The 23,170-nt window shown below is 72.3% G+C and carries 24 protein-coding genes; 16 read left to right on the forward strand and 8 right to left on the reverse strand.

From position 1 onward, the window contains the following. Positions 1 to 229: 229 nt before the first annotated feature. Positions 230 to 1,669 carry a hypothetical protein gene (locus tag D1369_RS38405; RefSeq protein ID WP_007379842.1) on the forward strand — a complete coding sequence of 480 codons (1,440 nt, stop codon included), beginning with the start codon at positions 230 to 232 and terminating at the stop codon, positions 1,667 to 1,669. Here the strand turns inward: D1369_RS38405 and D1369_RS38410 are convergent. Together D1369_RS38410 and D1369_RS38415 are read right to left on the reverse strand one after the other, a co-directional pair. Then, positions 1,662 to 1,859, reverse strand: coding sequence for a hypothetical protein (locus tag D1369_RS38410; RefSeq protein WP_007379841.1), 198 nt, complete (start codon positions 1,857 to 1,859; stop codon positions 1,662 to 1,664). The genes D1369_RS38405 and D1369_RS38410 overlap by 8 nt on opposite strands. A 65-nt stretch (positions 1,860 to 1,924) precedes the next feature. Continuing rightward, on the reverse strand, positions 1,925 to 2,476 hold the full coding sequence (locus tag D1369_RS38415; protein ID WP_118082933.1) for a GNAT family N-acetyltransferase: 552 nt from the start codon (positions 2,474 to 2,476) through the stop codon (positions 1,925 to 1,927). A gap of 30 nt (positions 2,477 to 2,506) precedes the next feature. On the opposite strand from D1369_RS38415, the gene D1369_RS38420 reads away from it, so the two are divergent. Further along, a complete protein-coding gene (locus D1369_RS38420; protein WP_118082935.1) occupies positions 2,507 to 3,232 on the forward strand; it encodes a phosphotransferase in 726 nt (241 codons plus the stop codon). A 63-nt stretch (positions 3,233 to 3,295) separates the two neighbouring features. Here D1369_RS38420 and D1369_RS38425 read toward each other — a convergent pair whose 3' ends face one another. Further along, a complete protein-coding gene (locus D1369_RS38425; RefSeq protein WP_007379839.1) occupies positions 3,296 to 3,736 on the reverse strand; it encodes an SPW repeat protein in 441 nt (146 codons plus the stop codon). Positions 3,737 to 3,910: 174 nt separating this feature from the next. Here D1369_RS38425 and D1369_RS38430 point away from each other — a divergent pair, with 174 nt between their 5' ends. Further along, positions 3,911 to 4,912 carry a MerR family transcriptional regulator gene (locus D1369_RS38430; RefSeq protein ID WP_007379838.1) on the forward strand — a complete coding sequence of 334 codons (1,002 nt, stop codon included), beginning with the start codon at positions 3,911 to 3,913 and terminating at the stop codon, positions 4,910 to 4,912. A 2-nt stretch (positions 4,913 to 4,914) separates the two neighbouring features. Here the strand turns inward: D1369_RS38430 and D1369_RS38435 are convergent, their stop codons facing one another. Both D1369_RS38435 and D1369_RS38440 read right to left on the reverse strand, forming a co-directional pair. Then, on the reverse strand, positions 4,915 to 6,288 hold the full coding sequence (locus D1369_RS38435) for a deoxyribodipyrimidine photo-lyase (RefSeq protein ID WP_118082938.1): 1,374 nt from the start codon (positions 6,286 to 6,288) through the stop codon (positions 4,915 to 4,917). Between the two features lie 36 nt (positions 6,289 to 6,324). Further along, positions 6,325 to 7,851, reverse strand: a complete 1,527-nt coding sequence (locus tag D1369_RS38440) for an SDR family oxidoreductase (RefSeq protein ID WP_118082940.1) — start codon at positions 7,849 to 7,851, stop codon at positions 6,325 to 6,327. Positions 7,852 to 8,099: 248 nt separating this feature from the next. Here D1369_RS38440 and D1369_RS44230 point away from each other — a divergent pair, with 248 nt between their 5' ends. Beyond that, a complete protein-coding gene (locus tag D1369_RS44230) occupies positions 8,100 to 8,288 on the forward strand; it encodes a hypothetical protein (protein ID WP_007379835.1) in 189 nt (62 codons plus the stop codon). Positions 8,289 to 8,297: 9 nt separating this feature from the next. Here the strand turns inward: D1369_RS44230 and D1369_RS38450 are convergent, their stop codons facing one another. Further along, positions 8,298 to 9,218 carry a LysR family transcriptional regulator gene (locus D1369_RS38450; RefSeq protein WP_007379834.1) on the reverse strand — a complete coding sequence of 307 codons (921 nt, stop codon included), beginning with the start codon at positions 9,216 to 9,218 and terminating at the stop codon, positions 8,298 to 8,300. Positions 9,219 to 9,562: 344 nt separating this feature from the next. Between D1369_RS38450 and sfnG the strand changes: the two genes are divergently transcribed. From sfnG to D1369_RS38485, 6 genes are all read left to right on the forward strand, one after another. Next, a complete protein-coding gene (gene sfnG / locus D1369_RS38460) occupies positions 9,563 to 10,672 on the forward strand; it encodes a dimethylsulfone monooxygenase SfnG (RefSeq protein WP_037898859.1) in 1,110 nt (369 codons plus the stop codon). Positions 10,673 to 10,685: 13 nt separating this feature from the next. Next, positions 10,686 to 11,903, forward strand: a complete 1,218-nt coding sequence (locus tag D1369_RS38465; RefSeq protein ID WP_007379832.1) for an acyl-CoA dehydrogenase family protein — start codon at positions 10,686 to 10,688, stop codon at positions 11,901 to 11,903. 66 nt (positions 11,904 to 11,969) lie between these two features. Further along, complete coding sequence (gene ssuE, locus D1369_RS38470) at positions 11,970 to 12,524, forward strand: NADPH-dependent FMN reductase (RefSeq protein WP_118082942.1); 555 nt, start codon at positions 11,970 to 11,972, stop codon at positions 12,522 to 12,524. A gap of 5 nt (positions 12,525 to 12,529) precedes the next feature. After that, positions 12,530 to 13,714: an SfnB family sulfur acquisition oxidoreductase gene (locus tag D1369_RS38475; RefSeq protein WP_118082944.1), complete on the forward strand. Its 1,185-nt coding sequence runs from the start codon at positions 12,530 to 12,532 to the stop codon at positions 13,712 to 13,714. Between the two features lie 22 nt (positions 13,715 to 13,736). Continuing rightward, the gene (locus tag D1369_RS38480) at positions 13,737 to 14,882 is read left to right on the forward strand and encodes an LLM class flavin-dependent oxidoreductase (RefSeq protein WP_007379829.1); all 1,146 of its coding nucleotides are present in this window, start codon (positions 13,737 to 13,739) and stop codon (positions 14,880 to 14,882) included. A gap of 58 nt (positions 14,883 to 14,940) precedes the next feature. Beyond that, a complete protein-coding gene (locus D1369_RS38485) occupies positions 14,941 to 15,756 on the forward strand; it encodes an alpha/beta hydrolase (protein WP_007379828.1) in 816 nt (271 codons plus the stop codon). On the opposite strand, the gene D1369_RS38490 is transcribed toward D1369_RS38485, so the two are convergent. Further along, entirely contained in the window at positions 15,753 to 16,799 is a 1,047-nt protein-coding gene (locus D1369_RS38490; protein ID WP_007379827.1) for an acyl-CoA dehydrogenase family protein, read from the reverse strand. The genes D1369_RS38485 and D1369_RS38490 overlap by 4 nt on opposite strands. A gap of 94 nt (positions 16,800 to 16,893) precedes the next feature. Between D1369_RS38490 and D1369_RS38495 the strand changes: the two genes are divergently transcribed. The 6 genes from D1369_RS38495 (at position 16,894) to D1369_RS38520 (ending at position 22,213) form a co-directional block, all read left to right on the forward strand. After that, complete coding sequence (locus D1369_RS38495; RefSeq protein WP_037902977.1) at positions 16,894 to 17,250, forward strand: YciI family protein; 357 nt, start codon at positions 16,894 to 16,896, stop codon at positions 17,248 to 17,250. Beyond that, positions 17,250 to 18,419: an RNA polymerase sigma factor gene (locus tag D1369_RS38500; RefSeq protein WP_118082946.1), complete on the forward strand. Its 1,170-nt coding sequence runs from the start codon at positions 17,250 to 17,252 to the stop codon at positions 18,417 to 18,419. The genes D1369_RS38495 and D1369_RS38500 overlap by 1 nt, the downstream gene beginning before the upstream one ends. 120 nt (positions 18,420 to 18,539) lie before the next feature. Continuing rightward, a complete protein-coding gene (locus D1369_RS38505; RefSeq protein WP_007379824.1) occupies positions 18,540 to 19,862 on the forward strand; it encodes an aldehyde dehydrogenase family protein in 1,323 nt (440 codons plus the stop codon). A gap of 176 nt (positions 19,863 to 20,038) precedes the next feature. Beyond that, a complete protein-coding gene (locus tag D1369_RS38510; RefSeq protein WP_007379823.1) occupies positions 20,039 to 20,779 on the forward strand; it encodes a tRNA-dependent cyclodipeptide synthase in 741 nt (246 codons plus the stop codon). A gap of 87 nt (positions 20,780 to 20,866) precedes the next feature. Continuing rightward, entirely contained in the window at positions 20,867 to 21,751 is an 885-nt protein-coding gene (locus tag D1369_RS38515) for an NAD(P)-dependent oxidoreductase (protein ID WP_118082948.1), read from the forward strand. Between the two features lie 39 nt (positions 21,752 to 21,790). Then, a complete protein-coding gene (locus D1369_RS38520; RefSeq protein WP_007379821.1) occupies positions 21,791 to 22,213 on the forward strand; it encodes a PPOX class F420-dependent oxidoreductase in 423 nt (140 codons plus the stop codon). 71 nt (positions 22,214 to 22,284) lie between these two features. Here D1369_RS38520 and D1369_RS38525 read toward each other — a convergent pair whose 3' ends face one another. Next, complete coding sequence (locus tag D1369_RS38525) at positions 22,285 to 23,079, reverse strand: IclR family transcriptional regulator (RefSeq protein WP_007379820.1); 795 nt, start codon at positions 23,077 to 23,079, stop codon at positions 22,285 to 22,287. Positions 23,080 to 23,170: the final 91 nt, after the last annotated feature.

The raw sequence follows: 23,170 nt of genomic DNA on the forward strand, positions 1-23,170 counted from the left end.
CGGGATTTACCACCACGGGACCTCGGTGCGCCGCACTCCTGCGGCCAGGGCGGCGCGCAGGCTGTGTCCCAACCGTCGGTCAACACCGGGTCAATCCTCGTCGCGCGGACCTGATCGGTTCTGTTCAGCCATCTGTATGTCATGTACCGTTCAAAAACATCGCGTTATCTATGCGCGTAGTTCCCGTCCCCGCATCACCCTTCCCCAACTCCTCACGGAGGTATGCCGGATGCTCGGGCTCGCCCTTCCCCGTCACAGACTCGGCGCCGTCCTCGCCGGATTCGGTCTCGTCGCCGCAGGCGTCGTCATGCAGGCCACCGCCACCCCCGCCGCCGCTGCCACCCCGCACCGGATCCTCTTCGACAACGCCCACGCCGAGACGGCCGGCAACGCGGACTGGATCATCTCCACCAGCCAGCCCGACCCGCTGGGCCAGGACTCCTCGCCCTCCGCCGAGACCAACTGGACCGGCGCCCTCTCCTCCTGGGGCGTCGCCCTCCAGAAGACCGGCGGCTACAGTCTCAAGACCTCGACGAGCGCCCTCACCTACGGCGGCTCCTCCACCACCGACCTGTCGAACTTCGACACCCTGGTCCTGCCCGAGCCCAACACGCTCTTCACGGCCGCCGAGAAGACGGCGATCATGACCTTCGTGAAGAACGGCGGCGGCCTCTTCATGATCTCCGACCACACCGGCGCCGACCGCAACAACGACGGCGAGGACGCGGTCGAGATCCTCAACGACCTGATGACCAACAACAGCGTCGACTCCACCGACCCGTTCGGCTTCTCCATCGACTCGCTGAGCATCAGCTCGGACTACCCCTCGGCCATCAGCGACAGCAGCAACCCCGTCCTGCACGGCTCCTTCGGCACCGTCACCAAGAGCCTCATCGCCAGCGGCACCACGGCCACCCTCAAGCCCGCCGACAACGCGAACGTCAAGGGCCTGCTCTACCGCACCGGTTACTCGGGCAACACCGGCGCCTTCTTCGCCACCAGCACCTTCGGCAGCGGGCGCGTCGCCTTCTGGGGCGACAGCTCACCCATCGACGACGGCACCGGCCAGTCCGGCAACACCCTCTACGACGGCTGGAACGACTCGGGCGCCACCAACGCCGCCCTCGCCCTCAACGCCACGGAATGGCTGTCCGGAGCGAGCGGCAGCGGCGGCGGGGACGGCGGCGGTTCCACCTGCACGTCGGCGCAGCTCCTCGGCAACAACGGCTTCGAGTCGGGCAGTTCGACCTGGACCGCGAGCAGCGGCGTGATCACGAATGCCGGCGGCGAGTCCGCCCGCACCGGCTCCTGGTTCGCCTGGCTCGACGGCTACGGCTCCGCGCGCACGGACACCCTGTCCCAGTCGGTGACCGTCCCGTCCGGGTGCACGACGGCCACGCTCAGCTTCTACCTGCACGTCGACACGGCCGAGACCACCACCAGCACCGCCTACGACACCCTCAAGGTGCAGGTGCTCAACAGCTCGGGCACGGTACTGAGCACCCTCGCCACGTACTCGAACCTCAACGCGGCCTCCGGCTACACCCAGCGCAGCTTCAACCTGGCGGGCTACGCCGGCCAGAACGTCACCCTCAAGTTCACCGGCACGGAGGGCTCCACGCTCCAGACGTCGTTCGTCATCGACGACACGGCACTGAACGTCAGCTGATCCGGGCCGGGACCCACCCGGTGGCGGCCGTCACCTCGGCCGCGATGTCGATCACCGTGCGCCCGTCGGTCACCACGCGCAGCGTGCCGACGGGCGCACGCTCGTCCAGCATCCGCGCCTCGCGGACGCCGCCGTGCAGCTCCCTCCCCGCGGCCGGTCGTCCTGCCGACCCCGGCGCGTCCCCCGGCAAGCAGTACCTCCGTGTGATCCGTACGGCGCGAGCGGCACGCCAAGTCCGCGCCGAGCCGTGGAGTTTCAGGAGCGCAGTCGCCAGGTGCGCAGGACGGCCTCGCGGCCCCGCGACACCCTCCTGACCGGTGGCTCGTCCGTGAGCTCGAACGCATAGGACCGGGCGACCGCCTCGCTGGCCGCGTTGGCGGCGTCGATGCGCAGTACCACCCGGCGCGGCCGGATCTCCCGGAGCGTGTACTCGGCGGCCAGCCGCACCGCCCGTCCGGCCAACCCCTGCCCCCGGTGGGCGGGTCCGACGCCGTAGGCCAGCTCCACGTCCCGTTCGTCCGAACCGCTGCGGAACAGCAGGACCTCACCCCGGGGAAGGACCCCGTCGGTGGTGACGGCCAACTGGACCTTCCGCCCCTCGGCCTGCCCCTCCCGCGCCCCGGCCAGGTACGCTCGCGCCGCCGTCAGGTCGAACGGCGAGGCCACCGGAGTCCACCGGGCCATCTCGGGATCGTCGTAGAGCGCGACCAGGTGGGCGAGGTCGGCGTCGGACCACTCGCGCAGCCGGACGCCGTAGCCTTCGAGACGCACCGGTGGGACGAGGGTGAGGGTTCGGTTCGGGTCCATGGGCCGATCCTGCCCCGGGAAGGCGGTCGGATGGAGGAGTCGGTGCTCGGCGGCGGCGCGGTCAACGACGTCGTCCGGGTCGGCGGGACCGTGCGGCGCACTCCGTCCGAACGGTCGGGATTCGTAAGGGAGTTGCTCGCTCTGTTCGAGAGCGCGGGCTGGCAGGGCGCGCCGCGGTTCCTCGGTGTCGACGAGCTCGGCCGGGAGACCTTCGGCCACATCGAGGGGAAGGCCGCCGTGACCCCGCGCGAGCGCGCCGCGGCCCGGACCGACGAGGCCCTCACGGAGGTTGCCCGACTCGTCCGCGCCTTCCACGACCTGACGCACGGCACGGCGCTCGCCGGCGACCGGGACGTCGTCTGTCACAACGACCTCGCGCCGAAGAACACGGTGTACGCGGCATGGCGGCCCGTCGCGTTCATCGACTGGGACCTGGCAGCTCCGGGCGAGCGGATGCACGACCTCGCCCATGTCTGCTGGCAGTACCTCGACCTGGGGCCGGGCGTCACGGACGTACGGGAGGCCGCTCGCCGCATGCGGCTGATCTGCGATGCCTACGGCGTCGACGAGCGGGACGGGTTGCTGGACACGGTGCTGTGGTGGCAGGGCCGCTGCTGGAGGGGGATCGAAGCCGGGGCGCTGCGGGGGGAGCGGGCCATGATCGGGCTGCGCGAGCGGGGGGCGGTGGACGAGGTGCGGGCCGCGGAGAGGTGGGTCGCGGGGCACCGGCGCGAACTCGGGGCGTGCCTGAGGTGACGGGCCGGTCCACGTCCGGTGGACCGGCCCTGCTGTCTCGTGCTGTCTCCGGTGCCGGGTCCTCTACGGCCTGGGCGCGCTCTTCGCCGCCGTGACGGTGCACATCAGCCCCAGGATCACCGCGAGGGCGCCGATGATGATGTTGTTCAGCGCCACACCGGCGTCGGGGCTGTCGCCGACGACCCAGGGAGCGATGATCATCCAGATGCCGACCGCACAGAAGGCCCAGCTGAGGCCGTACATGCGCTCAGGGGTCTGGGTGAATCCGAGGGCCAGCAGACCGATCGCTATGCCCACGATGAGGTTGTGGGTCACGAGGGCGGGCTGGCTCGTCGTGTAGTGGAGGATCCAAGGGGACACGGCGCAGTACAGACCGAGGAGGAACACCGGTCCGTCCACGAGCGCCACATCGCGACCGCCGAGCATGCGGGCGTAGCGTTCCCGCATTTCCGGAGCATCGGGGTGGCTGGTGATGTCCCCTCTGGTGTGCGAGACGTTGGCCATGACTCGTCTCCTTTGACTACTGGCCTGACCGCTCTGGTGCGGTGTGCGGTAAGCGCCGCCTGTGTACATTCTGCGCTTATCTACCCTTTATGTGTAGAGGTGAGAGGGTCCGTTCCGGGCCGGAACCGGGCAAGGCCATCAACTCGCATCGGTTCTGCGTCGTACAGTCGCTCCATGAGCGACATCCCGGACACCGCGACGCGTCTCACCACCGGTGCCCTGGCCCGTCGTCTGGGGGTCTCGCCCACCACGCTGCGCTCCTGGGACCGCCGCTACGGCATCGGCCCCGCCGTCCGCACCGACGGCCGGCACCGCCGCTGGACCCCGCGGGACGTGGCCGTGCTGGAGTCGATGTGCCGGCTCACCTCCACGGGTGTGCCGCCCGCCGAGGCGGCCCGCGCGGCCAAGGAGTCGGCGGGGCCGGGGCCGGGCGGCGCCCCGGCCGCGCCGAGGGCGCCGGAACCCGCCACCCGTGCCCGGTCCCGGGCGGCCGGCACGCTCCCTCTGGGCGATGTGCGCCAGGAGTGCCGTGGCCTCGCCCGCGCCGCCGTACGCCTCGACGCGCCCGCCGTGGAGGAGCAGTTGGCCGCGGCGGTCGAGACCCACGGCCTCGCCGTCGCCTGGCAGGAGGTGATGGTGCCCACGCTGCACGCGGTCGGCCGCAAGTGGGCCTCGTCCGGGGACCGTTACATCGAGGTCGAGCACCTGCTGTCCTGGCACATGTCCACCGCGCTGCGCCGCTGCACCAGCCCGCCGGCCCGGCAGGGCGACGCGCCCGGCGCCGGGCCGGTACTGCTGGCCTGCGTCCCCGGCGAGCAGCACACCCTGGCGCTGGAGGCGCTCAACGCCGGCCTGGGCGAACTGGGCCTGCCCACCCGGATGTTCGGGGCCGCCGTACCCGTGGAGGCGCTGACCGCCGCGGTGGACCGGCTCGGCCCGGCGGCCGTCGTCCTGTGGGCGCAGTCCCGCTCCACGGCGAGCCTGCCGCTGGCCCGGCACATCGCCGGTGCCCAGTGGGGGGTGAAGGGCGCCCGCCGGAGGCCCGTGGTGATGCTGGGCGGGTCCGGCTGGATCGGCCGCTCCGGCCAGGGGATGCTGCGGCCGACGTCCTTCCAGGACGCCCTGGACACCCTGGCCGGTCTGTACGCGACCGGGGCGCCCACGGCGCCCGCCTGACCTCAGTCGCGGCCACGCGCCCGCTTGAAACGGGCGAGCCCCTCGGACAGTTCGACGAGGGGATCGGGATAGTCCAGGGCGGCGCGGTCCAGTCCCCGCAGCTTCCACGGCTCGTGCACCGCGGGTCCTTCCAGCGCGGCCAGTTCGGGCACCCAGCGGCGGACGTACGTGCCGTCGGGGTCGTACCGCTTGGCCTGGGCCACCGGGTTGAGGACCCGGTTGGGGCGGGTGTCGGTGCCCGTGCCCGCCATCCACTGCCAGTTGAGCTGGTTGTTGGCGAGATCCCCGTCGACCAGCAGGTCCAGGAAGTGCCGGGCACCGATCCGCCAGTCCACGTACAGCGTCTTGGTGAGGAAGCTTGCGGTCAGCAGGCGGCCGCGGTTGTGCATCCAGCCCTCGTGGCGCAGCTGGCGCATGGCCGCGTCGACGATCGGGTAGCCGGTGCGGCCCTCCTTCCACGCCTCGATGTCGTCGCCGGCGGTCCGCTCGGAGCGCCAACGGTCGTGCTGGGTGCGGTAGTCGGCGCCGGCCGCGGCCGGGCGGGCCGCGAGCACCTGCCGGTGGAAGTCGCGCCAGGCGAGCTGGCGTACGAAGGCCTCGGCGCCCGGCCCACCCGCCCGGCGTGCCCGGTGGACGAGCTCGACGGGGGAGAGGGTGCCGAAGTGGAGGTGCGGGGAGAGCCGTGAGGTCGCGTCGCCGGCCAGGTCGTCCTGGCGGTCCTCGTACGCGGCCAGGCCGGACCGCAGCCAGACGGCGAGCCGCCGGCGGCCCTCCGTCTCGCCGCCCGCGGCGAGTCCTGCCGAGAGCCCGGACAGGTCGTCGCGGGAGGGCAGCGGCTCGGATCCGACGCCGTCCGGGACCGTCACGGTCCGCGGTGCCCCGAGCGGGTCCCGCAGCCGCTCCTGGGACCAGCGCCGGAAGTAGGGCGTGAAGACGGCGAAGTGGTCCGAGCCGGCCGGGACCACCACACCCGGGGCGACGGCCGTGGTCACCGTGTCGTGGACGTGCAGCCGAACGCCCTCCGCCTCCAGGGCCCGGCGCAGCCGCTCCTCGCGCCGGTGGGCGTGGGCGCTGACGTCGGACGTCATGTGCACCTCGTCGGCGTCCGCCTCGGCGGCGACCTTGCGCACCTGGTCGACGAGGTCGCCGGAGCGCAGGACCAGCCGGCCGCCCCGCTCGCGCAGACCCTCGTCGAGGTCGCGCAGACAGTCGGCGAGGAACGCCAGCCGGTTGGGGGCGGCGAATCCCGCGGCGTCCACGGCCCGGTCTCGCACGAACAGCGGGACGACCCGCTCGGTGCCGTCGAGGGCCGCGCTGAGCGGCGGGTGGTCGTGCAGGCGCAGGTCGCAGGTGAACAGGACGACCGAGATGCTCATGGTGCGTACTCCGGTGTGCGGTGAGGAGCCGGGAGGTCAGGGGACGGGGGTGTGCGCGGGCTCGCGAGCCGCCGAGCCCGCCGCGGCGCGGGCGATGTTGCGGGCCATGCCGCCGAAGACGAGCGCGTGGAAGGGGGACACGCTCCACCAGTAGGCCTGGCCGAGCAGACCGTGCGGATGGAACAGGGCGCGCTGCCGGTAGCGGGTGCGGCCCGCCTCGTCGGTCACCACTCCCATCTCCAGCCACGCCAGGCCGGGCAGCCGCATCTCCGCCCGCAACCGCAGCAGCCGGCCGGGCTCGATCGCCTCCACCCGCCAGAAGTCCAGCGAGTCGCCGACCCGCAGCCGTGCCGCGTCCCGGCGTCCCCGGCGCAGTCCGACCCCGCCCACCAGCCGGTCCAGCCACCCTCGTACCGCCCACGCGAGCGGGAAGGAGTACCAGCCGTTCTCGCCGCCGATGCCCTCGACGACCCGCCACAGCGCCTCCGGCGAGGCGTGCACGGGGAGCTCCCGGTGGTCGCTGTAGAGACTTCCGCCGGCCCAGTCGGGGTCGGTGGGCAGCGGATCGCTGGGGGCGCCCGGCACCGAAGCCGACGACCACCGGGTGGTGACCCGAGCATCCCGCACCCGCTGCAGAGCCAGTCGTACGGCCTCGTCGAAGCCGATCGGACGGGTGGGCGGGCCGGGGAGCCGGCGGGCGATGTCGTTCTCCTGGCAGACCACCTCGTGCCGCAGCGACTCGGTGAGCGGCCGGGCGATCGAGGCGGGCACCGGCGTCACCAGGCCCACCCAGTGGCTGGAGAGCCCGGGGGTGAGCACCGGCACCGGGAGGATGATCCGGCGCGGCAGCCCGGCGACCGCCGCGTACCTGAGCATCATCTCCCGGTACGTCAGCACCTCCGGGCCGCCGACGTCGAAGGCCCGGTTGACGTCCGGCGGCATCCGGGCGCTGCCGACCAGGGCCCGGAGCACGTCGCGGACCGCCACGGGCTGGACGCGGGTGTGCACCCAGCTCGGGGTGACCATCACGGGAAGGCGTTCGGTCAGGTAGCGCAGCATCTCGAAGGAGGCGGAACCCGAGCCGATGACGACGGCCGCCCGCAGGACCGTGGTCGGGACTCCGGAGTCGAGCAGGATGCTGGCCACCTCCGCACGCGAACGCAGATGCGACGAGAGCTCGTCCGCGGGCACGCCCGCCGGGATGAGGCCGCTGAGGTGCACGATCCGCCGCACGCCCGCCTTCCGGGCCTGCTCGGCGAAGATCCGCGCGGCCCTGCGGTCGGTCGCCTCGAAGCCCTTGCCCGCGCTCATCGAGTGCACCAGGTAGTACGCCACGTCCACCCCGTCCAGGGCCCGGGCGACGGACACGGCGTCGGTCACGTCACCCGCCACCACCTCGGCCCGGCCGGCCCAGGGATGGTCGCGCAGCCGGTCGGGGGAGCGGGCCAGACACCGTACGCGGTACCCCGCGTCGAGCAGCTCGGGAACCAGGCGCCCGCCGATGTATCCCGTAGCACCGGTCACCAGACAACGCGGTCCCGCGCGCGTGTCGTCGTGGTCCATCGCGTCCCTGTCCTTCCTGTCGCCCCCCTGATCACTTCGACCGCCGGGTCCGGTTCGGATGCGGCCCGGGAGGACGAGCGACCGGAGTGCGGCACGGACGGGCCGGCGACATCCAGGCCCTCGCCGCGATCATGGACGGGCGCCGGTGGTCGCCGGTCTGGACTCGGTGGCCGACCTTGTCGCGAAACCACGTGACATGTACGCCCGAATCCCGGGCAACCGCACAGGTACGAAGCGGTTCGTCAGCGATGTTGGAGGTGTCTGCCGCTATGAGCGCGAAGGTGTTGGAGCGGTTTCCAGCGGGAGCTCCGCGCGGATCGTGGCCGGCAGAGGAGTACGCGGCGCAGAGGCGGGCGCAGGGTGAACCAGCGACCGTGGTGATGGATCTCAAGTCGGACGCGTTCCTCGTGGTGGTCCCCGGACGGGACGAGGACTGAACAGACGGCTCAGCCGGGCGGGGTGAGCGTCCCGCCCAGCCGGTCGGCCCGGAGCACGAAGGCTTCGTGCAGATCCCGGGCGGCCCTTGGCACGGACTCGGCCCTGCGCCGCTGGAGCATCAGCAGCACCCGGGTGGAGTCGCCCTCGATCGGCCGGTGGGTGATCGTGCCCTGGCGTTCCAGCGGATCCCCGACCACGCTGAAGTCGGGCAGCACGGTCACCCCCAGCCCCTCCGCCACCATCAGCTTGCCCATCTCGGCGCCGTCGGTGGAGTACGCGAAGGCCGGGCCGCGCCCTTCCAGCAACCGGTGGACGAAGCGGTGCATGACATAGCCGGTGCGCATGGCGATCAACGGCTGGGCGAGCAGATCGTCCACCGGCACACAGGTCCGCGCGGCCAGCGGAGAGTCCGGGCGCAGGCACACCACCGGCCGCCCGTGCAGCAGTGGGGTGGACTCGCATCCCGCGGGAGTGTCGTCGCCGTCGAGGTGGTTGACCAGACCCAGGTCGAACCCGCCCTCCGCGAGGCCCCGCTGGATCTCCGTCTGCTGCGCGCCGACCACCTCGACCTGGGTGACCGGATGAGCGGTCCGGAAGTCCTCGACCGCCGGGATGAGCAGCGGTACGGTCGCCGCGTTCACCGTGCCGACCCGGACCATACGGCTGATGCGGTGCTGCTCGCCCGCCGCCGACCGCAACCGGTCCACCGCCTCCAGCACGCCGACGATGTGCGGCAGCAGCTCCCGGCCCTCCGCGCTCATCGTCGCCCCGGACCGCTTGCGCTCCAGCAGGTCGACCCCGAGCTCCCGCTCCAGATTCCGCACGGTCTCGCTCAACGCGGGCTGCGACAGGCGCAGTTCCTCCGCCGCCCGGCGCAGGGATCCGAGCCGGGTCACCGCCGCTATGTATTCCAGCTGTTCTGTCCGCACGCCCAGCAGAATGCGGGACCATTCACGGCACGTTCAAGGGTTTCCCTGTCACACGTTCGTGAAATTCAATGGTCCGCGATACGAGACCGGTCGGGTTTTCCTTGACGCCTCTCGCCGCCGGCTGTCACGATCGACGACATGATGATGCGACTGGACCTCACGCGGCGACGCCATGTCGACCTCGCGCGCGTCTCCAGCGCCTCCTGTCGCGCCGCGGCCTGATCAACCTCCCACGATCCGCCGCGTTTTCCTCTCTTTCTGAGAGTTTCCACGCCTGAATTCCGTGTGCCCGCGCACCTTTTGAATTCGGCGTGCCCGAAAACATTCCGCAACAGGAGTCACGCATGCCTGCCGCGCCCGTGCAATTCGCCTACTGGGTCCCCAACGTCAGCGGGGGACTCGTCACCAGCAAGATCGAGCAGCGCACCGACTGGGGCTACGACTACAACCGCGAACTCGCCGTCCTCGCCGAGAACAACGGCTTCGACTACGCCCTCAGCCAGGTCCGCTACATGGCCAGTTACGGCGCCGAGTACCAGCACGAGTCGACCAGCTTCAGCCTCGCCCTGCTGCTGGCCACCCAGCGCCTGAAGGTCATCGCCGCCGTCCACCCCGGCCTGTGGCACCCGGGCGTCCTCGCCAAACTCGGTGCCACCGCCGACCACCTCTCCAAGGGCCGCTTCGCCGTGAACGTCGTCTCCGGCTGGTTCAAGGGCGAGTTCACCGCCCTGGGCGAGCCCTGGCTGGAGCACGACGAGCGCTACCGCCGTTCGGAGGAGTTCATCACCGCCCTGCGCAAGATCTGGACGGAGGACCACGCCGAACTCGCCGGCGACTTCTACCGGCTGCGCGACTTCTCCCTGAAGCCCAAGCCCCTCAACACCGCGGAGCGCCCCCACCCGGAGATCTTCCAGGGCGGCAACTCCACCGCCGCCCGTGCCATGGCCGGGCGGGTGTCCGACTGGTACTTCTCCAACGGCAAGGACTTCGACGGGGTGGTCGAACAGCTCACGGACGTCCGCAAGTCCGCCGCCGAAGTCGGCCGTACACCACCGAAGTTCGGGCTCAACGGCTTCCTCATCGCCCGTGACACGGAGGCCGAGGCCCGCGACACGCTCCGGGAGATCGTCGCCAAGGCCGACAGCGAGGCCGTCGAGGGGTTCGGCGCCGCCGTGAAGCAGGCGGGCCAGTCGACCTCCGACAAGAAGGGCATGTGGCAGGACTCCTCCTTCGAGGACCTCGTCCAGTACAACGACGGCTTCCGCACCGGCCTCATCGGGACGCCGGAGCAGATCGCCGAGCGGATCGTGGCGTACAAGAAGCTCGGCGTCGACCTCCTTCTCCTCGGCTTCCTGCACTACCACGAGGAGGTCGAGTACTTCGGCCGGCGGGTGCTGCCCCTCGTCCGCGAACTGGAGGCCCAGCTCCCCGAGTCCGTCCCCGCCCACGCCTGAGGAGGTCACCGACATGAGCACCGCCACGAACACCGACTGGCAGACCCGCCCCGCCCCCGCCACCGCCCAGGAGTGGATCGCCCGCGCCGCCGAGGTCGCCGCCGTCCTCGCCACCGACGCCGCCGCCCGCGACCACGCGGGCGCCACCCCGTACGCCGAGGTGCAGCTCCTCAAGGACGCCGGACTCGTCACCCTCCTCGGCCCGACCGGGCACGGCGGCGGAGGCCAGGACTGGACGACCGCCTACCGGGTCGTCCGCGAGATCGCCAAGGCCGACGGCTCCATCGGCCAGCTCCTCGGCTACCACTACCTGTGGTTCTGGGCCGCCCGCCTGGTCGGCACCCGCGAGCAGTGGGAGCACGTGGAGGCGCAGGCCAGCCGTGAGCGCTGGTTCTTCGGCGGCGCGGTCAACCCGCGCGACAAGGACGTCGTCGTCACCGAGGACGGCGACGACCTCGTCTACACCGGCCGTAAGTCCTTCTCCACCGGCAGCAAGGTCTCCGACGTCACCGTCCTCGAAGGCGTTCTGGAAGGCACCGACCAGCACGTCTTCGCCATCGTGCCCTCCGACTCCGAGGGCCTGACCTTCCACGACGACTGGGACAACATCGGCCAGCGCCTCACCGAGAGCGGCGGCGTCTCCCTCGACGGCGTCCGCACCCCCTGGTCGTCAGCCGCCGGATACGTCGACAAGGTGTTCAAGCCGCGCGTCTACAACACCCTCAACGTCCCCACCATCCAGCTGGTCTTCGTCAACTTCTACCTCGGCATCGCGGGCGGCGCACTGGAGACGGCCGCCACCTACACCCGCGAGAAGTCCCGCTCCTGGCTGCACGGCGGCTTCGAGCGCGCGGTCGACGAGCCGTACGTCATCGACACCTACGGCGATCTCACCGCCAAGCTCTGGGCGGCCGAGGCCCTCGCCGACGCCGTCGCCGCCGAGGGACAGAAGCTGCACGACGACCCCGACGCGGTCACCGAGAAGACCCGCGGCGACTTCGAGGTCCGGGTGGCCGCGGTGAAGGCCCGCGCCACCGACGTGGCCCTGGAGGTCTCCAACCGGATCTTCGAGGTGACGGGAGCCCGCTCCACGGCCACCTCGGAGGGCCTGGACCGGTTCTGGCGCAACGTCCGCACCCACACCCTGCACGACCCCGTCGCCTACAAGCGGCGTGAGGTCGGCCGCTGGGTCCTCGAAGGCGAACTGCCCGAACCCACCTGGTACTCCTGACCGCTTCCCCCGGGGCGCCCCTCCCGAACCGGGGCGCCCCGCCTCCTCCCTCCGAAAGAGGACCCCATGGCCACCGTCCTGTCCGTCTCCGGCAGCCCCTCCGCCGCCTCGCGCACCAACCGGCTGCTGCGCCACCTCGACCGGCGCCTGGCCGCCCAGGGCCACGAGGTGATCCCGCTCGACGTGCGCACCATCCCCGCCCAGGCCCTGCTCGGGGCCGACTTCAAGCACCCGGCGATCGTCGAGGCCACCGAGCTGTTCGCGCGCGCCGACGGGGTCGTCGTCGGCACCCCCGTCTACAAGGCGTCGTACTCCGGAGTCCTCAAGGCGCTCCTGGACCTGCTGCCGCAGTACGCGCTGGCCGGCAAGACCGTGCTGCCGCTGGCCACCGGCGGCTCCACCGCCCATGTCCTGGCCATCGACTACGCGCTCCGCCCGGTCCTCAGCTCCATGGGCGCGGCCCACATCGTGCAGGGCTGGTTCACCCTCGACAAGGAGATCAGCGTGCAGGACGACGGCTCGCTGACCGTCGCGCCCGCCGCGAGCGAGGCGCTCGCCCAGGTCGTCGACCAGTTCTCGACCGCGCTGGGACGACGGCCGGTGCTGGCGGCGGCGGGCTGACGGACATGACCGCCCATGTGATCGCCGACGACCAGGAGGCCCTGGCGGTCGCCGCGTCGCTGGCCGAGGAGTTCCGCGCGGGCGCCTCCGCCAGGGACGCCGAACGCAGGCTGCCGCGCGCGGAGCTGGACCGTCTCTCCGCGTCCGGGCTGCTCGCCGTCACCGTCCCCGCCGGACACGGGGGAGCGGACGTGAGCGCGTCCACCCTCGCCGAGATCTTCCGGCTGCTCGCCGCCGCCGACGCGAGCCTGGCCCAGATCCCGCAGAGCCACTTCGTCTACGTCAACGTGATCAGCCGTCAGGGCACGGAGGAGCAGAGGAAGTTCTTCTTCGCCGAAGTCCTCGGCGGCCGCCGCTTCGGCAACGCGCAGTCGGAGGCGGGCACCAGGCACGTCCAGGACATCCGCACCCGCCTGCACCGGCAGCCGGACGGCTCGTACCGCCTCGACGGCGTCAAGCAATACTGCACCGGTGCCCTGTTCGCCGACTGGATCCCGGTGCTGGGCCGTGCCGAGGACGACAAGCTGCACGTCGCCTACGTTCCCCGGGACACGCCCGGTGTCACGGTGATCGACGACTGGGACGGCCTCGGCCAGCGGACGACGGCCAGCGGCACCGTCCGCCTGGAAGGCGTCGAGGTCCCGGCCGACCGGGTCCTGCCCCACCACCTCACCTTCGAAGGACCCCAACTCCACGGAGCAGTTGCCCAGTTGCTGCACGCCGCCATCGACGCCGGGATCGCCGGGGGCGCGCTCGCGGAGGCGGCGGAGTTCGTCCGGACGAAGAGCCGTCCATGGTTCGAGAGCGGAGTCGAGACGGCGGCCGAGGACCCCTTGCTGATCCAGCGCTTCGGTGAACTCGCTCTCCAGGTACGGGCGTCCGAGGCGCTGCTGCGGGAAGCCGCCCGCGCCGTCGACGCGGCCCGCGCCGACCTCACCGACGAATCGGCGGCCGAGGCGTCCGTCTCCGTCGCCGTCGCCAAGGTCCAGGCGGCCCAGGCGGCGGTGGACGTGGCCGGGGCGCTCTTCGAGGTCTCCGGCACCCGTTCGGCGCTCAACTCCCTGAACCTGCACCGGCACTGGCGTGATGCCCGCACGCACACCCTGCACGACCCGACCCGCTGGAAGATCCAGCACATCGGCCGGTACGTGCTCAACGGCACCCGGCCGCCCCGCCACGGCCTCCTCTAGCGACACCCGAACGGAGACCCCCATGTCCCTCACCTTCCACTGGTTCCTGCCCACCAACGGCGACAGCCGCCACGTCGTGGGCGGCGGTCACGGCACACCCGCAACCGTCTCCGGACGGGACCGGCCGCCGACGGTCGCCTACCTGAGCCAGATCGCCCGGGCGGCGGAGGACCTGGGCTTCGTGGGGGCGCTCACCCCCACCGGCGCCTGGTGCGAGGACGCGTGGCTGACCACCGCGATGGTCAGCCAGCACACCGAACGCCTGAAGTACCTGGTCGCCTTCCGGCCCGGCTTCGTCTCGCCGACCCTCGCCGCGCAGATGGCGTCCACCTTCCAGCGGCAGACCGGGGGACGGCTGCTGCTCAACGTGGTCACCGGCGGGGAGAGCCACGAGCAGCGGGCCTACGGGGACTTCCTCGACAAGGACGCCCGCTACCGTCGTACCGGCGAATTCCTGGAGGTCGTACGGGGGTTGTGGGAGGGCAAGACCGTCGACCTGCACGGCGAGCACCTCCAGGTCGAGGACGCGAAGCTGGCGCGGGTGCCCGATCCGGTGCCCGAGGTGTACTTCGGCGGCTCCTCGCCCATCGCCGGGGAGGTGGCCGCCAAGTACGTCGACGTGTACCTCACCTGGGGCGAGCCGCCCGCGCAGGTCGCCGAGAAGATCGCCTGGATCCGCGGACTGGCGGCGAAGCAGGGCCGCACCCTGCGCTTCGGGATACGGCTGCACGTGATCACCCGGGACACCTCCGAGCAGGCCTGGGCGGAGGCCGACCGCCTCCTGGCGGGCTTCGACCCCGAGACGGTGAGGTCCGTGCAGGCCGGGCTCGCCCGCAGCGAGTCGGAGGGGCAGCAGAGGATGCTCGCCCTGCACGGCGGCGGCGACCGGAACGGCCTGGAGATCCACCCCAACCTGTGGGCCGGCATCGGCCTGGTGCGCGGCGGCGCGGGCACCGCGCTGGTCGGCAGCCACGACGAGGTGGCCGAGCGGATCAAGGAGTACCACGCCCTCGGCATCGACGAGTTCGTGCTCTCCGGCTACCCGCACCTGGAGGAGGCGTACTGGTTCGGCGAGGGAGTCCTGCCCCGGCTCGCCGCGCAGGGGCTGTGGCGGCACCCGTCCGGCGAGGAGGCCGCGTCCGCGCCGCAGGTGCCGTTCGCGAGCTAGGGCCGCCACCCCGTACGCTGACGGGTTCGCCCCGCGCATCCGTCGAGAGGAACAGCCCGTGAGCGACTGGCAGTTGACCAGGACCTTCCGCAGCAGCTCCGGTGAGGTCCGCTGGGACAGCCTCGGAGATCCCGGCCGCCACCCGGTCGTTCTCCTCCACGGCACGCCCGTCTCCTCCTACGTGTGGCGTGCCGTGGCCCGTGCCCTCTCCCGCCGCCACCACGTGTTCGTGTGGGACATGCCCGGCTACGGGACCTCGGAGAAGTCCGCGGGCCAGGACGTCTCCCTGGCCGCCCAGGGCAGGGTCTTCACCGAGCTCCTGGCGCACTGGGAGCTGGCCGAACCCCGGGTCGTGGCCCACGACTTCGGCGGTGCCGTGGCCCTGCGGGCCCATCTGCTGCACGGCGCCCGCTACCACTCGCTCGCCCTGGTCGACCCGGTCGCGCTGGCCCCCTGGGGAACGCCGTTCTTCCGGCTCGTCGGCAAGAACTCCGAGGTCTTCGACCAACTCCCGCCCGCCCTGCACCGGGCCCTCGTCCGCGAGTACGTCAGCTCGGCCAGCAGCCCCGGCCTGCACCCCGCCGTCCACGACCGGCTCGTCGAACCCTGGCTCGGCGCCACCGGCCAGGCCGCCTTCTACCGCCAGATCGCCCAGGCCGACCAGCGTTACACCGACGAAGTGCAGGACCGGTACGGCGAGATCACCATCCCGACCCTGGTGTGCTGGGGCGAGGACGACACCTGGATCCCCGTCGACAAGGGGCACGAACTCGTCGCCCGCATCCCGGGCGCACGCCTCGCACTCATCCCCGGCGCAGGACACCTGGTCCAGGAGGACGCACCCGCCGCACTCCTGGCGGCCCTGCTCGACTAGATCTCCGCCAGGGCGTCCAGATGCGCGCGGCGCACCTGTGCCGTCTGCCCCTGCACCAGCAGGAACATCCCCTCGCGGAACAGCCGTTGGGCCGTACCGTCGAGGCCCATGGCCCGGCCGCCCCCGGCCACCACGGCAGCCGTCGTGGCGGCGCGCATCAGGTCGTACGACCGCGTCTTGAGCGCGAGCCGTTCCGTGACGCGCTCGTACGGGACGGGGTGCTCGGCGAGGTGGTACACCTGCCCGCGCACCTCGTCGAGAGGGCCGCGCAGGGCAGCCGCGGTCTCCCGCTCGCCGGCGTCCTCCAGTACCTGGAGGGCCGCGTACGCCACCCCGAAGACGGCGGGGGAGGCGTTGGTGTTGCGGGGCTGGTCCACCAGCGCGAACTCCTCCTGGGGAGTGCGCAGCACCACGGCGTCATCGGGCAGCCACAGGCCGTCCAGGGACAGGGAGACCGTCCGGGCGGCGGTGAGCGCGGCGAGCCGCATCGGCTCCGACGCCCGCAGGCCGGGCTGCTCGCGTGCCTCCGCGAACGCGAACACCACCTCGTCCGCCTCGCTCACCCCGGCCAGCAGCATCACATCGTTCAGGCCCCAGCCCGTGTACCAGGGCACCCTCCCGTCGAACCGCCAGCCGCCCCGCTCGGCCGTCGCCCGCACCGGCACCCGCGGAAACGCGCGGACGTGCGCGAACGCGATCCCGGCCAGCAACTCACCGGTCGCCAGCGGCCCGAGCAGCCGCTCCCGCACCGGCAGGGCGGACTGCGCGAGCAACCGCACCGGCGAGTGGTGCTGCGTCTGCACGAACCAGGTGGAGCAGCACGCCCCGGCCAGGATCTCCTGCACCTCCCGCGCCACCGCGTCCGGAGCGCCCGCACCGCCGTACTCCTTCGGCGCGCTCACTCCGAGCAGACCCGAGCGCCTGATGGCGTTGAGGTGACTCGCGGGCACGCCCTCCTGATCGACGCGCGCCGCGTGCGGGGCGAGGAGGTCGTCCGCGAGGGCGCGGGCGGTGGGGAGGAGCGGGTGCGGTGCGGTGGTCATGGCGAAGATTCTCCCGGTCCCGTCGCGCGCGGTGTCGATCCGGGGGTGTGCCGTTCGTGTAGGAGGTGAGACGGACTCACAGGAGGAGATGGACATGCAGTACTACCTGCTCAACGTCATGCAGCCCGGCTGGGACGAGGTGCCCGCCCCCGAGGAGCTGGCCGAGATCGGCAAGCGGCTCGACGCCTTCCACCAGGAGCTGCGCGAGGCCGGGGCCTGGGTCTTCGCCGGGGGACTGCACAACCCCGACTCCTCGACCGTGCTGCGGCCCCGCGACGGCGACGTGCTCATCACCGACGGCCCGTACGCCGAGGGCAAGGAACAGCTCGGCGGCCTGTGCATCGTGAAGGCGCCCGACCTGGACGCGGCCCTGGAGTGGGGGCGCAAGGCGGCCCTGGCCACCACCCTGCCCATCGAGGTACGCCCCTTCCAGCACCAGTCCGAGGACTGATGACCCTGGACATCGAGGGCGTCTTCCGCGAGGAGTACGGCCGTGCGGTCGCCGTCCTCGTACGCTTCCTCGGCGACATCGACCTCGCCGAGGAAGCGGTCCAGGACGCCTTCACCACGGCCGTGCGGCGCTGGCCCGAGACCGGTGTGCCGCCGAGCCCGGCCGGCTGGATCATCACCACCGCCCGCAACGCCGCGATCGACCGGCTGCGCCGCGAGTCCACCAGGCAGGCCCGCCACGCCGAGGCCGCCCTGCTGCACGCCCCCGACGCACCGCCCGAGGAGGGCCCCGTGCGCGACGAACGGCTCCGCCTCGTCTTCACCTGCTGCCACCCCGCACTCGCCCCGCAGGCCCGGGTCGCCCTCACCCTCCGGCTGCTCGGCGGCCTCACCACCGGGCAGATCGCCCGTGCCTTCCTGGTCCCCGAGCCGACGATGGCCCAGCGTCTCGTCCGCGCCAAGGCCAAGATCCGCGACGCCCGCATCCCCTACCGCGTCCCCCGCGACGCCGACCTCCCCGACCGGCTCAACGGAGTGCTCGCGGTCGTCTACCTCGTCTTCAACGAGGGCTACGGCGGCACACCCGAACTGTGCGCCGAAGCCGTCCGCCTGGGCCGGCTGCTGACCGAGCTGATGCCGGACGAGCCCGAGGCCACCGGACTGCTCGCCCTGATGCTGCTCATCGAGTCCCGCCGGGCCGCCCGCACCGACGACCGCGGCGAACTCGTACCGCTGTCCGAGCAGGACCCGGCCCGCTGGGACCGCGCGCTCGTCGCCGAGGGACAGTCACTCGTACGGCGGTGTCTGCGCCGGAACCAGCCGGGGCAGTACCAGATCCAGGCGGCCATCCAGGCCGTGCACAGCGACGCGCCCACCGACTGGGGACAGGTCCGCCGGCTGTACGACCAGCTCATGGCCGTGGCGCCCAGCCCAGTCGTGGCCCTGAACCGGGCGGTCGCCGTGGCCGAGACCGAGGGACCCGCGCGGGCCCTCGCCCTGGTGGACGCGCTGGACCTGGACGGCTACCACGTCCTCCACGCGGTCCGGGCCGACCTGCTGCGCCGCCTCGGACGCGACACGGAAGCCGCGGACGCCTACGCGAAGGCGGCGGAACTCACCGAGAACCCGGCGGAGCGCACCTATCTCGAGCACCGTCGCCGGTCGCTGTGACCCCCGTCGCGCAAAGTACCGGCCGCGGCCCGGAATTTACCCGACCGGGAAAAGGTTGCAATATACATCTGACCGTCGAGACCCAGGCCGCAAGGCCCGCGCACCCCCAGCGAGGCATCCGTGAACCACCCCGTCCCCGAGCAGCCCGCCGACGTCGTCGCCCGACTGCGCGCCACCTTCCGCAGCGGCCGCACCAAGCCCGTCGAGTGGCGTACGACCCAGCTGCGCCGCCTGCGCGAGCTGCTCACGGAGAACGGCACAGAGCTGGCCGCCGCCCTCCACGCCGACCTGGGCAAGAGCTCCACCGAGGCCTTCCGTACCGAGATCGACTTCACCGTCCGCGAGATCGACCACACCCTGGACCACCTCGCCGACTGGCTGCGCCCCGAGTCCGCCCCGGTCCCGGCCCACCTCGGCGCCGACGCGAGCGCCTGGACGCAGTACGACCCCCTCGGCGTCGTGCTCGTCATCGCCCCGTGGAACTACCCGGCCCAGCTGCTGCTCGCCCCGGTGGTCGGCGCCCTCGCCGCGGGCAACGCGGTGGTCGCCAAGCCGAGCGAACTGGCCCCGGCCACCTCCGCCGCCGTGGCCCGGCTGCTCCCCGCCTACCTGGACACCGACGCGGTGGCCGTCGTCGAGGGCGGCATCCCCGAGACCACCGCCCTGCTCGCCGAGCGCTTCGACCACATCTTCTACACCGGCAACGGCACGGTCGGCCGCGTCGTCCTGCGCGCCGCCGCCGAGCACCTGACCCCGGTCACCCTCGAACTGGGCGGCAAGTCCCCGGCGTTCGTCGACCGCGACGCCGACCTCACCGTCGTCGCCGACCGCCTGGCCCGCGGCAAGTTCCTCAACGCCGGGCAGACCTGCGTCGCCCCCGACTACGTCCTGACCGACCCGGAGACGGCTTCCGCCCTGGAGCCCCTGCTGAAGGACGCCGTCGACGCGCTGTACGGCAGCGACCCCGCCGACTCCGGCGAGTACGGCCGCATCATCAACGAACGGCACTTCGACCGGCTCACCGGACTCCTGGACTCGGGCCGCACGGTCGTGGGCGGCACGAGCGACCGTACGACCAAGTACATCGCGCCCACCGTCCTCGCCGATGTGGACCCCGAGTCCCCGGTGATGCAGGAGGAGATCTTCGGCCCGATCCTGCCGATCGTGACCGTGCCCGGCCTCGACGAGGCCATCGACTTCATCACCGACCGGGACAAGCCCCTGGCCCTGTACGTCTTCACCGACTCCGACACGACACGGCGCCGCATCGCCGACGAGACCTCCTCCGGCGGCCTCGGCTACGGCCTGCCCCTCGCCCATCTCACCGTCTCCGACCTGCCGTTCGGCGGGGTCGGGGAGAGCGGCATGGGCAACTACCACGGCCGCTACTCCATCGAGACCTTCAGCCACCGCAAGGCGATCCTGGAGAAGCCGCTCGGCTAGTCGCCCCACGCAGTGCGAGGCGCGGCACGGCCCGGCAGGCTCCCGAGACCCTGCTGGGCCATCTGCGCGAGTTCCGCATCGACGGGCCGACAGGGCCACCGGCTGCTTCTAGTGTCGATGGCGACGACCGGACAACCAACGGCGCACGGACCGCGCGCAGGACGGGGGACGTATCGATGCACGACTGGGCGATGCCGGCGGCCTGGGCCCCCTCGACCGAAGCCCGCTCGGGGGACGGCTTCCTCGCCACCCCCTTCTCCGAGCGCTGCGCCGGCCTCGTCGACGCCGGACACCACGTGTTCCTCGGAATCAGCCCCGGCAACGGCTACTTCTCCGAGGACCGGCTCCTCGCGCTGCTGCGCTGGGCCGCCGCCCGCTTCACCCGGATCGAGATCGCCCACCCCGACACCGACACCGTCGCCTGCACCTACCTCGGCCGCGGCTACGAACCCCGGCACGCCCGCGCCCGCGCTCACCGCGACGTACGCCAGACCGCCAACCGGATCTCCCGCGCCGTGACCAGCGCGCGGATCGAACCGCCGCGGCTGCGTGTCGCGCGGTTCTCCGACTTCTACGACACCCCGGCCTACCGCACCGCTCTCGAGCGCGTCACCCGCGCGCACCGGGAGCAGCCCGCGTTCCGCACCACCCACACCCGCATGGTCACCGGCGTCCTGCGCACCACGATGCCCGCCGACTGGACCCCGAGCGCCGGCCAACTGGCCGCCGGCGCGGAGTACTTGGACCGCGAACTGCCCTTCCTCCTCGACACCCCGGCCATCCTCGGGGTACCGGCGTCGGTCTTCGCCTACCGCGCCACCCCGGCCCTCGCCGGTTTCCTCTACGGCCCGGACGCGCCGCTCCCGGCCGTCGAGACGCAGGGATTCGTCACCGTGGAACCTCTCCCGGCGACGTGACCGCCCACCCGCCCGGGCTCCTCGGGACCGTATCCGGCAAGCTCGGTGCCCGACAGAACATCCGCACCCCCGCAGGGAGTTGACGTCATGACCGACAAGCTCACCGTGAGCGTCCTGGGCACCGGCATCATGGGTGCCGCGATGGCCCGCAACCTCGCCCGCGCAGGACACACCGTCCGCGCCTGGAACCGCAGCGAGGCCAAGGCGCGGCCGCTGGCCGCGGACGGCGTCGAGATCGCCGCCAGCCCCGCCGAGGCCGTGCGCGGCGCCGGTGTCGTCCTGACCATGCTGTACGACGGCCCCGCGGCCCTGGACGTCATGCGCCAGGCCGCCGAGGGACTCCGCCCGGGCGTCGCCTGGGTGCAGTCGACCACCGCCGGCGTCGAGGCGATCGCCGACCTGGCCGCCTTCGCCCGCGAGCACGGGCTGGTCTTCTTCGACGCGCCCGTCCTGGGTACCCGACAGCCCGCCGAGGCCGGCCAGCTGCTGGTCCTCGCGGCCGGACCGGTCGAGGGGCGCGGCGCCGTGAGCCCCGTCCTCGACGCGGTCGGCGCCCGCACGGTGTGGACCGGCGAGGACGGTGCCGAGGGCAGCGCGACCCGGCTGAAGCTGGTCGCCAACAGCTGGGTGCTCGCGGTGACCAACGCGGCCGGAGAGGCCCTCGCCCTCGCGAAGGCCCTCGGTGTGGACCCGCAGGGCTTCTTCGACGCCATCGACGGCGGCCCCCTCGACATGGGCTATCTGCGGGCCAAGTCGGGGCTGATCCTCGACGACCGGTTGTCACCGGCCCAGTTCGCGGTCTCCACCGCCGCCAAGGACGCCCGGCTGATCGTCGAGGCCGGTGAGCGGGGCGGGGTGCGCCTGGACGTGGCCGCCGCGAGCGCCGAGCGGTTCGAACGCGCAGCCGCCCAGGGCCACGGCGACGAGGACATGGCCGCCGCCTATTTCGCGAGCTTCGACGAGAAGGCCTGACCCCGACACCGCAACACCCGACCCCGAGGAGGACCCCGCATGTCCAAGCCCCCGCTGCCGCCCGAGGCCGTCGACCTGCTGCGCCGCCCCAACCCCTGCGTGATGGCCACCCTGCGCTCCGACGGAACGCCGGTGTCGACCCCCACCTGGTACCTCTGGGAGGACGGCCGTGTCCTGATCAACCTGGACGAGGGCCGCATCCGGCTGAAGCACCTGCGCCGCGACCCCCGTGTCACGCTCACCGTCCTGGACGGCGACAACTGGTACACGCACATCACGCTCATCGGCCGCGTGATCGAGACGTACGCGGACGAGGACCTCGCCGACATCGACCGCCTCTCCATCCACTACGGCGGCCGTCCCTATCCGAACCGGGTCCGGGGCCGCGTGAGCGCCTGGATCGAGGTCGAGCGCTGGCACGGCTGGGGCGAGATGAAGGACAACGACCAGGCCTCCGGCTGACGGCACGACGGTGGGGGAGGGTGAGGGCACCGACCGGGCCCTCACCCTCTCGCGCGCCCGCGTCCCGTGCGTCAGGCGTCACTGCTCAGGGGGTGGCTGAAGCCCTGGTCGGAGATGAGGCGGGCACCCTCGGCGAGCTCCGTGGCGAAGCGCTCGACGGCCTCGTAGGGGAAGCGGTGGCTGGGGCCGCTCAGGGAAAGGGAGGCGACGATCCTGCCGATGCGGCCCGTGACCGGGACCGCCACCGCGGTGAGCCCCTCGTCGAACTCGCTGCTGCTGACGGCGTAGCCGCGCTCGGCCGCCTCCGTGACCCACGCCCGCAGCCGCTCGACCTGTGCCTCGCCCTGCGGTGAGGCGGCCGCGACCCGGCGCAGGAAGGCCTCTGAGGCGCCCCGCAGCAGGATCTTCGAGGAGGCGCCGGCCCACAGCGGCTGCTCGTCGCCGACGTCGACGACATGGCGCAGCGGATGCGGACTCTCCTCGTGGGCGACGCAGATGCGGTGGACACCCCGGGCGACGAACAGGTTGACGGTCTCGCCGAGCCGGTCCGCGAGCTCACGCATGACCTTCCGGGTCTCCTGCGGCACCTCCCACTGGCCGCGCGCGAGATACGCCCAGCGCCACAGCGCGGGCCCCGCGGTGTAACCCGACGGGTGCGAGCCCAGCAGGCCGGTCTCCTCCAGCGTCTGCACCAGCCGCAGCGCGGTCGTCTTGGCGAGCCCGGTCGCGCCGGTGATCTCCCGCAGAGTGATCACCGGCCGGTCCGCGCTGAGGAGGGCGAGGATGTCGAAGGCCCGCCGCACACTGCGCACCCCGCCCACGTGCTGGTCGGCGTCGCCCCCCGCCGACGTCTGTCCGTCGCTCACCCGCTGCCTCCCGTACGGTCCCCACGGCCCTCGGCCGATGCTGCTGCCTCCGACCGTAGTCCGCTCTGCGGACCGAGAAAACCGACCGCGC

Source organism: Streptomyces sp. CC0208 (assembly GCF_003443735.1).
Lineage (GTDB): Bacteria > Actinomycetota > Actinomycetes > Streptomycetales > Streptomycetaceae > Streptomyces > Streptomyces sviceus.

Bases quoted from the DNA above. Each gene is read 5' to 3' on its own strand.
- D1369_RS38405 (WP_007379842.1), top strand. From the start codon at position 230: ATGCTCGGGCTCGCCCTTCCCCGTCACAGACTCGGCGCCGTCCTCGCC.
- D1369_RS38415 (WP_118082933.1), bottom strand. From the start codon at position 2,476: ATGGACCCGAACCGAACCCTCACCCTCGTCCCACCGGTGCGTCTCGAA.
- D1369_RS38420 (WP_118082935.1), top strand. From the start codon at position 2,507: ATGGAGGAGTCGGTGCTCGGCGGCGGCGCGGTCAACGACGTCGTCCGG.
- D1369_RS38425 (WP_007379839.1), bottom strand. From the start codon at position 3,736: ATGGCCAACGTCTCGCACACCAGAGGGGACATCACCAGCCACCCCGAT.
- D1369_RS38430 (WP_007379838.1), top strand. From the start codon at position 3,911: ATGAGCGACATCCCGGACACCGCGACGCGTCTCACCACCGGTGCCCTG.
- D1369_RS38435 (WP_118082938.1), bottom strand. From the start codon at position 6,288: ATGAGCATCTCGGTCGTCCTGTTCACCTGCGACCTGCGCCTGCACGAC.
- D1369_RS38440 (WP_118082940.1), bottom strand. From the start codon at position 7,851: ATGGACCACGACGACACGCGCGCGGGACCGCGTTGTCTGGTGACCGGT.
- D1369_RS44230 (WP_007379835.1), top strand. From the start codon at position 8,100: ATGTTGGAGGTGTCTGCCGCTATGAGCGCGAAGGTGTTGGAGCGGTTT.
- sfnG (WP_037898859.1), top strand. From the start codon at position 9,563: ATGCCTGCCGCGCCCGTGCAATTCGCCTACTGGGTCCCCAACGTCAGC.
- D1369_RS38465 (WP_007379832.1), top strand. From the start codon at position 10,686: ATGAGCACCGCCACGAACACCGACTGGCAGACCCGCCCCGCCCCCGCC.
- ssuE (WP_118082942.1), top strand. From the start codon at position 11,970: ATGGCCACCGTCCTGTCCGTCTCCGGCAGCCCCTCCGCCGCCTCGCGC.
- D1369_RS38475 (WP_118082944.1), top strand. From the start codon at position 12,530: ATGACCGCCCATGTGATCGCCGACGACCAGGAGGCCCTGGCGGTCGCC.
- D1369_RS38480 (WP_007379829.1), top strand. From the start codon at position 13,737: ATGTCCCTCACCTTCCACTGGTTCCTGCCCACCAACGGCGACAGCCGC.
- D1369_RS38490 (WP_007379827.1), bottom strand. From the start codon at position 16,799: ATGACCACCGCACCGCACCCGCTCCTCCCCACCGCCCGCGCCCTCGCG.
- D1369_RS38495 (WP_037902977.1), top strand. From the start codon at position 16,894: ATGCAGTACTACCTGCTCAACGTCATGCAGCCCGGCTGGGACGAGGTG.
- D1369_RS38500 (WP_118082946.1), top strand. From the start codon at position 17,250: ATGACCCTGGACATCGAGGGCGTCTTCCGCGAGGAGTACGGCCGTGCG.
- D1369_RS38510 (WP_007379823.1), top strand. From the start codon at position 20,039: ATGCACGACTGGGCGATGCCGGCGGCCTGGGCCCCCTCGACCGAAGCC.
- D1369_RS38515 (WP_118082948.1), top strand. From the start codon at position 20,867: ATGACCGACAAGCTCACCGTGAGCGTCCTGGGCACCGGCATCATGGGT.
- D1369_RS38520 (WP_007379821.1), top strand. From the start codon at position 21,791: ATGTCCAAGCCCCCGCTGCCGCCCGAGGCCGTCGACCTGCTGCGCCGC.